We start from the raw sequence: 10,210 nt of genomic DNA, 5'->3' as shown, positions 1-10,210 counted from the left end.
GCTGTAAACGTTGCTTTTATCGCAGCTTGAGAAGGAAAGTATTCCCCAATATTTGCTTCTTTTCCTCGCTTGAACTCTTCTTTTGACACGTTAACAACAAACGGGCGCCAGTCTTTATTAGGTATCCTCCCGTCAGGCGACTTTTTAAACCTGGCGACATTCTTTATACCTATCCAAGCTTCAGGTGGGTTGATACAGAAATTAATGAATTCTTCTATGTGCTCACGCTGTAGCTCAAGAATTGAAGTCTTTTCGATTTGCCAGGACCATTGTAAAAGTCGTTCGAGCTCTCTTCGATAGCTATTGAATGTGGCTGTACTGCCGTTATAGCTATAAAGAAACTTCAATGACAACTCTAGATCTTGCTGAGCGTCAGAAAAGCTTATCCAGTTTGGGCTCTGCGGCGCGACTTTAAATGGATTGCCAATAAACTCTAGGTTATCAATGATTGGTGATGGCGGGTTTCGCTTAGGGTCCTTCATTTCTTAATCGTTATCAAAGAGCTTTAGATTAAGCATAGCCTTGATTTTCTGATATTCAATATATCCGATATTCACAAATATCGGATATATCATCAGGCATTCGAGTCAATCTACATGGCTTTCTTTAGCCTATTCCAAGACCTTAAGTTAGTCGGATGCCCCAAACATGGTTTCCACAGCGGCACTTGCGACTCCGGATATTTCTACTTGATAGCTTGTTTTTCCAAAGCTCATAACAGCGCCAATGAACGTGCTGCCGATAGCTTCGAGCATTTGGTCAGGCTCGAGCTCCATTTGCTCGCATATTTCTGCTACTCGATCAGAAAACTCCTGTAATACCTCTTGTGATAATTCAGCCATAAAAATACTCGCCAGGTTTAACTCTGTTCCCAAGGGTTGAATATTTTGAGGTTGTCCAGATTAAAATCTGATACGTTGCGCGTTACGATTGTCATATCTTGAACAGCGGCTGTTGCAGCAATAAACGTATCTCTATATGGCTTTGGGTCTGGTACATGATACTTGGCGCTAACCAAAACGACTTCCTGATCGACTGGTAATATACGTCCCTCAAAAGTTGGCAAAACGTGGTCGCTCATCCATTTCCGGAGAATCTTACCTTTCGCAGCATCAGATCTTTCAGCCCGTAGAATCCCGAGCTCTATTTCATGAATGACGATTGATGAAACATAAAGCAATTCAGCTTCAACTTGGGCTGACCATTCCTCTACATTGCTATCAGCTTTACCGCTTTTTACTTTTCTGAGTTCAGAGACAACATTAGTGTCTAATAAATACATACTAAAACTCTGCTGCTGCAGCTTTGTCGGTGACTTGGCCCGGAGTAAATTCGATATCCTCTACCCCATCCATAGAAAGCAGCTCACCAATCGTCGCCTTCTTCTCCGTCATAGCTTTGTACTCTTCATAAGATAAGAGTACGTGAGACGGTTTCCCTCGATCGGTAATATACACAGGTCCAGACAGCGCCTCTTTCTTGGCTCGGCCTGTATCTTGATTAAACTCTCGACTGGTTAATGTAGACATAGCTCACCTCCAAAACAATCTTATGTATAAATGTTACTACATGCGTTTAGTGATCGTCTACAATTGTTTCTATGTTGCTACATTTGGGTTGGATTTAGCGATATGATATAGCACCTGCTTCCATTGGCTTTGTTCGGGAAGCGGACCTTTGATGGAGGCTTGAATATGCGCTTTCGGACTCACTGATTCGAAATATCTTCGACAGGAAAGTCTGGCCAACACTAACCAAAAGAGTTTCATTGCTAAAGATGAGGTTGCGGACCAGATGATCAACCTAAATTCACATTTACTCAGCAAAAAAAATTCGCAAATATTGCCCTCATATTTTTGAATAAGTTGATACTACTTATGCGTGAATACAAAAGTGGCACAACAAATACGGTTAGGATGGCAGAGCTGATTGAACCAAAGATCAGAGAAATAGCTAAGCCACCCATGACCGGGTCTGGTACGATGATTAGCGTGCCAAAAACAATTGCCAGTGTGGTTAAGGTAATAGGAATAATGCGCAAGGCACCCGCTTCCGAAATCGCTTCCTCTGGCGTCATCCCATCGGCAATACGCTCGCGAATGAAATCGACAATCAACAGCGAGTTACGAACAGCAACTCCCGCAAGCGCAATCACACCGATCATAGAGGGTGCCGAGAAATCTTGATTAAGCAACCAATGACCTGGGAAGACTCCGATTAACCCCAGGGGAATTGAGACCATAACCAATAGCGGTAAGCCAAAGGACTGATAGTAGGTCACTAACAGAAAATAAATTGCCAGTATCGATAGACCTAAGGCTATAACCATATCTCGGAATGCATCCAGGGTGAGCCTTAGTTCACCATCCCAGTGGACGATAGAACCCTCTAAGGTGGTTGGTGGATCTGGCACAAAGCCCAGATTTCTAGTCGTAATCACTGACTCATTACCAAAAGCCATAGCTTCAATTCGTTGATCTATGTCCAGTACAGCATACAAAGGTGCACTAGCAGACAACTCTCCACCCACGTACGAAACTCGCTCATTATCCTTATGAAAAATAGGCGTGGCTTTTTCAGTTCGAACGATATCAATCACGGTAGACAGAGGCACTGACGCCCCTTCATTATTTTTAACAAAGGTCTGAGCCAGTATTTCTGGTGTGATACGCTGATCATGAGGAACAACGAGGCGTATAGGAATCGGATTTCGTGCTTCATGTTCGTACAAGTGATTTACGATATCGCCTTGTATGAAAAAACTCAGCGCTGATGCCACTTGCTGCACGTCCAACCCGGCCAGCAGCACTCTACGCTGGTCAATTTTAAAATTAAACTCGTTGATAGGTATTGTGTTGCTGGTCCAAACTTCCGCCATATCCCAGGTATCCTTGAACACTGCTTCCAGATCTTGCACTACTGCTTCCCTCATCTGATTATCTTGCTCATAAACTTCAGCAAGAACAGTCGCTCTGACTGGCGGACCCGGGGGATCCTCCACGAACTGAATCGTAGCCTCCGGATTTTGACCAATGGTGCCTGCGAGCTCCTTTCTAAGCTGCTTAACAATCTCTATTGAGCTGATATCACGAGTCCACTTATGACTCAAATTGATGCGCACCTCGGCAAACTGGGAGCCAATATTACTGGCGTTGCCTTTCAATTGACCGTTGAAATCAATCACGGAAGGTTCACCGACGAAGGTCTGTGTATTCATCACTTCTTCATGTGCCAATACTATTCTGGAAATATCTCGAACCAAACGATCAGTTTCTTCAAGTGGAGCGTCTTCTGGCAACTTGAACGTAATAAGGAAGGTGTTCTTATCATCCTTAGGAAGGAATGCCAGATTGACACCAAGAGACGATAGCTCGCCACCAACACCCTGGGGCCTAACAAATTGCCAGGCTGGCTGAAGAAGCGAAGCGAATAGGCATATGAGCACTCCAATAAAAAACAATCTACGCCACATACTATGCTGATAAAGCCGTTTGAAGAGCTTGCGATAAAGTGTTTGCAACCAGATTTCTTTATGCTCTTCGTGAGTGACAGGTAGAAAACGACGTGCGGCCCAAGGTGTGACAATGTATGCAACCAGCAAGGACGCAATCATTGCCACAGGTACATTGAAAGCAATGGGATAAAAATACTCACCCAGCATCCCTGTGACCAAGAGTAAAGAGAGGAACACGGCAACCACGGTGATGGTTGCTAAAGTTGTCGGATTACCTATTTCAGTAGCTGCGTTCACAATCGCTCTTGAATACGTCTCTTTGGAACTATCCACCGGCAACAGTTGGTTATGGCGATGAATATTCTCAATTACGACAATGGCATCATCGACCAATAAACCAAGAGCGAGTATTAAGGCGTATAAGGTGATGCGATTCAGCGTTGGCCCAGCCAGAAAATCCACACCAATCACAATCGCAAAAACAATCGGTATCGCAATAAATACGATGGCTGCCGCGCGCCATCCCAAAAAGACCCATAACACAAGACTGACAACCGCAATCGCGATAAATAAATGCTCTATGAGTGTGTTAACAGAATCATTCGCGTTCTGGCCGTCATTTCTTGTTGTAACAACTTCTACTGATTTGGGAATCCATTGCGACTGCATTGATGCAATACGTTCCAAAATGTCTTCGGCCAGAGGGACGGAATTAACGCCGCCTTGCTTTGCTATACCAATATGGACTGCTGCCATCTCTTGCCCTTTGTACTCTTCAAAACGATGATCAGCTGGACCAAAGTTAAAACGCGAGAGGCTTAAATTTTTATGATCGGGCTCAGTCGTTATATGCGCGATGTCTTGAAGGTGCACTACTTTTTCCGTATCTCGAAATACAACCAACTTTCTAAGCTCTTCCAGATTTTCTAACTTGTAACTGACACGCATATGCTGGTTGTCTTTATCGATGACTTTGAAGCCAAGTGAATGGTCAATGTTAGCCGCCTGAATATGTGCTCGTATCTGGTTTAGTCCTAACCCTAAAGCCTGCAAGCGAGTTGGATTTATTTCTACTCGAACATCATTCTCTTGACCGCCATGAATCTGACTGAGCCCTACTCCATCGATACTATGTAAATGCTCTGTCATTCGTTCAGCCATATTTGTAAGCTGATATCGATCATATTGATTAGAAGCCAAAGTGACGACCATAAAGGGCACATCGTCTACATCTACGAGACTGATGTGTGGCTCGCCAGCTAAAGGCGGCAACTGAATTTTATAACGCTCCATTTGATCATAGAGCCGAACGAAGGACTCGGTTTTATCTTCACCTACTTTGAATTCAACCTGAATTTTGGCGAAGCCTTCACCCGCGACACCATAGGTATGCTTCACGCCTTGCATAGTGTTCAGGTGATTTTCTAGCGGCGTTAACAGTAAGTGCTCAACCTCCAAAGGAGACATTCCGTCCATTGGTATCGTGATCTCAGCTGCAGGCACGACAATTTGAGGATTCTCTTCGCGTGGTGTTTCAAACAAGCCTATTAAACCAAACAATAAAACCGCAGGAACCAATGCGAGTACTAGTTTCGATTCGACAAATATTTTCGCTAAATGATGCGCGATGTTGAAGGCGTTGTGGCTATTTGTGGAACTACTCTGAGAGATCTTATCGTTCATATCTCAGCCTTCGAATACTTGGTATCTGAAGAGTTTGCAACGACAACAGCTCCACCATCTTTCAAGGTTGAAGGCGGATAAGTGATGACAATATCCGAAGGATCTAAACCAGACAAGACAACCCTATATTTCTGCCACTGACGTTCAAAATTCACTGGTGTAAAAATGGCTTTGTTTTGTACCAGTCGAAAGACACCAAAAACCCCAGCACGCTTGACCAAAGCAGAGGATTCGACAAGCAATTGGCTCTCAGTAGCTATCACAAAATCTATCTGGCCGGACAGACCTGCCTCGATACGTTCTGAATCCGCCAACGCTAGCTTGACTTGTATAGTCTGAGTGGTGCGATCAACACTATTGACGATATGTGAAATCTGAGCCTGAACAGGGTCTTCGCGGTTATGAACTTTGATCAAGTAGCTATCACCAATACGCAAGGAATTAGCCCATTCCGCAGGTAGTGACGTTTCGAACTCCAAACCTCGAATGGCTTCCAACTGTAGAAGCGGTTTGCCAATCACTGCTAGGTCACCCTGGTTAACCCATCGTTTTATTACTCGAGCGTTAATGGGGCTATGAATACGGTGATAGGGCTTTCTTGCAAGTTGCCGTTCAAGTTCACTTTGTGCCTGCTGCAACTGCGTCTCAGCGAGATTGTGTTGAACCTTTGCCTTTCGAAGTTGCTCAACCGTAATGACGCGCTTTTCTCGCAATTGACGGGCGTTATCCAGGTCATGTGCTAGATCTTTCAGACGGATTTTCGCAGATTCAATCGCACTTTCTGCACGTTTAATCGAAGTCAGCAACTCTGTTTCATCAAGTGCAACCAACAGATCTCCCTGCGCAACCAGGTCTCCTTCCTTGACCGTTAGCTCATCAATGGTAGCGGACTGTGAAGTGGATATTTCAATACTCCGAGACACACTCGTGTATCCCGTAGATGAATAGAAACGAGGAACCAACTGTTGAAGCACCGAATGCACTGCAAGCTCAATTGGATTATTAAAGCTTACGCTAGGTTTATTGGACGAATTCGACTCAGTACAAGCTACCAAGAAAGATACGAATATTAGCATACTACAGGTTTTAAAAATCAATCGCATTAGCCTCGGAAAACTCCATTGATCAACAAACTGCAAACGTGGTCTGCAATGACGGTGGGATCATTGTGCTCTGGTTTTCCACCAGGTAGGAAGGCTCTAATAGGAGCCGCCTCCAAATGGTAGAAAACAAGTGAAATCATCGATATAGCTGCCATGTGAGGATCACTTTTCGGCGAGATTCGTTCTGCTAGTTTCAGTACGTTTTCAAATTGGTTAACGAAGACATCAGCAGCCAAGGTAGATAGTCGTTCCGCATCACCGTCGATAAGTTCCCGTTGAAGCAGAAGCCTGAAATTCTCATCATTAGCCATGATTTCGGTAAAACTGGCAATGAAACATCTCAATTGCTGTTCCTTCGCTCCTGTCGGTTGAAGTGCATCTTCCAAGGCCAAAGCTTTATCTTTAAAGGAAGCTTCAATGGTCGCCAAGTACAGAGCTTTCTTGTCCGGAAAATGATGGTAGATCGTTGCGATGCTGACACCGACGGCTGTTGCTACATGTCGGATGGATGCCCCACTAAAGCCCTGTTTCGCAAAAAGTGGGATTGATTCATTAAAGATAGCGTTCAGTGCTTCTTCGTTATTTGCAAATTTTGACCTTGCCATCGATATCTCACGTTGTTTTCTACTGGGTCTACACCAATAATTATTCGAACCTATCTATAGAACGAACGATTTATATATAGGTTGCACATATATTTTGGAAAAGGGAATTCATCCAGAACCCAGCCAAACCAACTATCAGTCATAAGTATCATTACCGAAAACCAGAAAGCTGCACCCTCTTGAGCCTGCAACATAAGAAGTCTGAGCTAGATATTTAAGATAAATGTTTAATCATCATATTTAGCAACCTCTTCCCTGTTCCTGTATACGGCGGGTACATAAGTGCTGTAGCCGTTAACTTATCCTCTAGCACCGAACGCTCATGAGAAAATGCCTTAAAACCAAATTCGCCATGTGAACTACCAAGTCCACTATTGTTAACTCCGCCGAAGGGTAAGTTACTTTGTAGTAGGTGAACCATATTAGTATTCACGCAAGCCCCCCCCGATGATGTTCGGCATAATATATTTTCGCTAACATCATTAGTTTCAGAATAAATATACAACGCCAGTGGTTTATGGTTTCTATTGATATGGTTAACAACCTCGTCTAAATCTCGATATGTAATAATCGGTAAGACTGGGCCGAAAATCTCTTCTTGCATCAAAGTGCAATTAATAAAGCCTTCATCCGCGAGCTTGCCACTTATCAGGGTTGGCGCTATAAAACAGTCACATATATTAACGTCACCACCGCAAATAATTTTTCCGCCGTGTTGAACAGCATCCTCTATTAGACCTTTAATACGCTGCGTATGACGTTCATTCACGATACGCCCGTAATCTTCATTATCCTTAACATTATCACCATAAAACGTAACGAGCGTCGCTTTCATATGGTCAACGAATTCTTCCGCAACGTCCTCGTGAACAAACAGATAGTCCGGTGCAACACAGGTCTGCCCATTATTAACAAATTTACCCCAAGTAATCTTGCCCGCTGACTTTTTCAGGTTGGCGCTCTTATCTACAACAACCGGACTTTTACCCCCGAGCTCTAAGGTGACAGAGCTCAAGTTTTTTGCCGCAGCCGCCATAACCGACTTCCCAACCTGCGGACTTCCGGTAAAGAAAATGTGATCAAATGGCTTCTCCAATAAAGCCAAAGATACATCAACCTCACCTTCAAACACCGTGGCATGATCTTCGTCGAAAGCTTCTTTCACGATCTTTGCGATGACTCGAGACATATTGGGTGTCAACTCACTCGACTTGATCATTGCGGTATTCCCCGCAGCGATAGAAGACACCAGTGGCCCAAGAGTTAAATTAAATGGATAGTTCCAAGGGGAAATAATTAGGCTGACGCCCTTTGGTTCATAAACAATTTTAGACTTAGTTCCCAGAGTCGCTTTTGTCGCGGGTACAGGCTTAGCCTTCATCCACTTTTTCAAATGTTTAAGCGTATGTTTAATCTCGTGTACTACAGGAAATATTTCTGCCACTAAGGTTTCTGACTCAGGCTTGTTAAAATCTTTTTTACCTGCTTCGATAATATCCGGTTGATGGCGTTCAACAACCATTAAGAATCTCTTTAATATTTCTCGTCTTTGTTCTAAGGTGCTCAGCCGTAAACTGATGGCTTTTTCTTGCTGTTGTTTAAAGATCTGATCAATCTTTGCAACACTCATTGACAGCGCATTGTTTGTATTCAATTCTTTTGCTTCGAGATTTGTGGCGATATTAGACATCCTGTTTTACTCCTCTGGTTGTTCACTCCATTGCGACAAAACCGATTACTTACATACCGGTTCTCAGTTCACGTCTTAGAATTTTACCTACCGTAGACTTCGGCAACTCGTCCATAACGACCAGTTTTTTTGGTATTTTATAACTCGTTAAGTGCTCCCTACAGTGCTCAATAATCGCTTCCTCATTGAGTTCTTGAGCAGCCGTTATGTATGCACAAACCTTTTCGCCAGCGCGCTCATCAGGTTCCGATACGACTGCCGCTTCGACAATACCAGGGTGTTGGGTCAGAACATCTTCGACCTCGTTAGGATAGACATTAAAACCAGATACGATGATAAGATCTTTTAAACGGTCAACTATCTTAATCGTGCCGCTAGGCATTCGCTTTCCGATGTCACCCGTTCTAAAAAATCCATCTTCTGTCATCACCTTTTGCGTTTCTTCCGGACGATTCCAATAGCCTTTCATAACTTGTGGCGCTTTCGCCACAACCTCACCTTCTTGTCCATCAGGCAGAGATTCACCAGCCTCACTACGTATATCTATAATCGTATCTTTAAGAGGTAGACCTACAGTTCCAATTTCTTCCTGCCCGGGAACATTAAGACATAAAGCTGCACTGGTTTCAGATAAACCATACCCTTCAGAAACGGTGCAACCCGTTAACTTATACCATTGCTCAGCAGCACTCGTAGTCAGTGTTGCCCCGCCTGATATGGTTAATTTCAAGTTTGAAAAGTCGAGCGATCTAAAACCTGAGTGATTACTTAACCCTACCAACAAGGTATTAATGCCCGAAAAGGTCGTAAATTTATAAGGCTTAATCGCTTTAACAAAGGCATCGAGATCCCTAGGATCGGGAATCAACACACTTAAATTTCCCTGCAAAGCAAACACAATAAGATTTACGCTAAAAGCATAAACATGGTATAGAGGCAAAGGTGCTATAAATATTTCATGACCTGGTTTACATGTATTAGAAAAGCGATCGATCACTTGTTCTGCATGAGTTACCAAGTTCAAATTTGTTAGCTCTGCGCCTTTCGATACCCCTGTTGTTCCACCGGTGTATTGTAAAACAATCGTTTCAGAAATCGGGCTTCGCTTCGATAGCGATTTATCAGCGTATATACCAACTAAATCAGTAAAAGACTGATTGCCTTCTATTGATAGTTCCGTATGGCCTGTTAGTAAATCTGTTGCACCTACTTCAATAACCCGTTCAATAGATGTTTGATCTTTAACCTTATTAAACACAGGCAAAACAGGTTGAAATATGAATATTGCTTTTGTACCAGAATCGGTCAACTGATGTTTAATTTCTCGATCGGTATACATTGGATTGGTATTAACAACCACCATCCCTGCACGAAGAATTGCATAAACCACGATAGGATATTGCGCGATATTCGGAAGTTGAATGGCAACGCGATCGCCAGTCTCCAGGCCAGATTCATTCTGAAGCCAATATGCCAAAGAACGCGACTTTTCTTCTATGTCAGAAAACGAAAGGGTTTGGCCTAAAGCACTGAATGCTGGTCTATCAGAGTATCGGCTAAAAGCGATTTCTAAAAGATCTGCCAGCGTTTTGTTTTCTACTGTATATGTCATTATTGTTCTCTGTTCTTTAATCAATAGAATTGGTTCCAATTAGCACTCATGCAATAAAAAACG

Annotated in this window: 8 protein-coding genes and 1 pseudogene; all 9 read right to left on the bottom strand. The window is 43.3% G+C overall.

The window, feature by feature from the left end:
- A pseudogene (locus A3751_RS00255) lies at nucleotides 1–482 on the bottom strand (site-specific integrase); the annotation flags it as partial.
- A gap of 147 nt (nucleotides 483–629) precedes the next feature.
- Complete coding sequence (locus tag A3751_RS00250; protein WP_068450885.1) at nucleotides 630–842, bottom strand: hypothetical protein; 213 nt, start codon at nucleotides 840–842, stop codon at nucleotides 630–632.
- A gap of 17 nt (nucleotides 843–859) precedes the next feature.
- On the bottom strand, nucleotides 860–1,282 hold the full coding sequence (locus tag A3751_RS00245) for a type II toxin-antitoxin system VapC family toxin (RefSeq protein WP_068450882.1): 423 nt from the start codon (nucleotides 1,280–1,282) through the stop codon (nucleotides 860–862).
- A 1-nt stretch (nucleotide 1,283) separates the two neighbouring features.
- Nucleotides 1,284–1,529, bottom strand: a complete 246-nt coding sequence (locus A3751_RS00240; RefSeq protein WP_068450878.1) for a type II toxin-antitoxin system Phd/YefM family antitoxin — start codon at nucleotides 1,527–1,529, stop codon at nucleotides 1,284–1,286.
- 290 nt (nucleotides 1,530–1,819) lie between these two features.
- Nucleotides 1,820–5,137: an efflux RND transporter permease subunit gene (locus A3751_RS00235; protein WP_068450873.1), complete on the bottom strand. Its 3,318-nt coding sequence runs from the start codon at nucleotides 5,135–5,137 to the stop codon at nucleotides 1,820–1,822.
- Nucleotides 5,134–6,213 (bottom strand): efflux RND transporter periplasmic adaptor subunit, encoded by a 1,080-nt coding sequence (locus A3751_RS00230; protein WP_068466156.1) that lies wholly within the window; start codon nucleotides 6,211–6,213, stop codon nucleotides 5,134–5,136. Before A3751_RS00230 ends, A3751_RS00235 begins: the two co-directional genes overlap by 4 nt.
- 26 nt (nucleotides 6,214–6,239) lie before the next feature.
- Nucleotides 6,240–6,845: a TetR/AcrR family transcriptional regulator gene (locus tag A3751_RS00225; RefSeq protein WP_068450866.1), complete on the bottom strand. Its 606-nt coding sequence runs from the start codon at nucleotides 6,843–6,845 to the stop codon at nucleotides 6,240–6,242.
- A 214-nt stretch (nucleotides 6,846–7,059) separates the two neighbouring features.
- Nucleotides 7,060–8,535 carry an aldehyde dehydrogenase family protein gene (locus A3751_RS00220; RefSeq protein ID WP_068450862.1) on the bottom strand — a complete coding sequence of 492 codons (1,476 nt, stop codon included), beginning with the start codon at nucleotides 8,533–8,535 and terminating at the stop codon, nucleotides 7,060–7,062.
- 49 nt (nucleotides 8,536–8,584) lie between these two features.
- Complete coding sequence (locus tag A3751_RS00215; RefSeq protein ID WP_197466055.1) at nucleotides 8,585–10,171, bottom strand: AMP-binding protein; 1,587 nt, start codon at nucleotides 10,169–10,171, stop codon at nucleotides 8,585–8,587.
- Between the last annotated feature and the right edge of the window lie 39 nt (nucleotides 10,172–10,210).

Source organism: Oleiphilus sp. HI0080 (assembly GCF_001635135.1).
This window is presented reverse-complemented; position numbering and strand designations above follow the sequence as displayed.

Coding starts and splice junctions, on each gene's coding strand:
- A3751_RS00225 (WP_068450866.1), bottom strand. CDS start 6,845: ATGGCAAGGTCAAAATTTGCAAATAACGAAGAAGCACTGAACGCTATC.
- A3751_RS00230 (WP_068466156.1), bottom strand. CDS start 6,213: ATGCTAATATTCGTATCTTTCTTGGTAGCTTGTACTGAGTCGAATTCG.
- A3751_RS00235 (WP_068450873.1), bottom strand. CDS start 5,137: ATGAACGATAAGATCTCTCAGAGTAGTTCCACAAATAGCCACAACGCC.
- A3751_RS00240 (WP_068450878.1), bottom strand. CDS start 1,529: ATGTCTACATTAACCAGTCGAGAGTTTAATCAAGATACAGGCCGAGCC.
- A3751_RS00245 (WP_068450882.1), bottom strand. CDS start 1,282: ATGTATTTATTAGACACTAATGTTGTCTCTGAACTCAGAAAAGTAAAA.
- A3751_RS00220 (WP_068450862.1), bottom strand. CDS start 8,535: ATGTCTAATATCGCCACAAATCTCGAAGCAAAAGAATTGAATACAAAC.
- A3751_RS00250 (WP_068450885.1), bottom strand. CDS start 842: ATGGCTGAATTATCACAAGAGGTATTACAGGAGTTTTCTGATCGAGTA.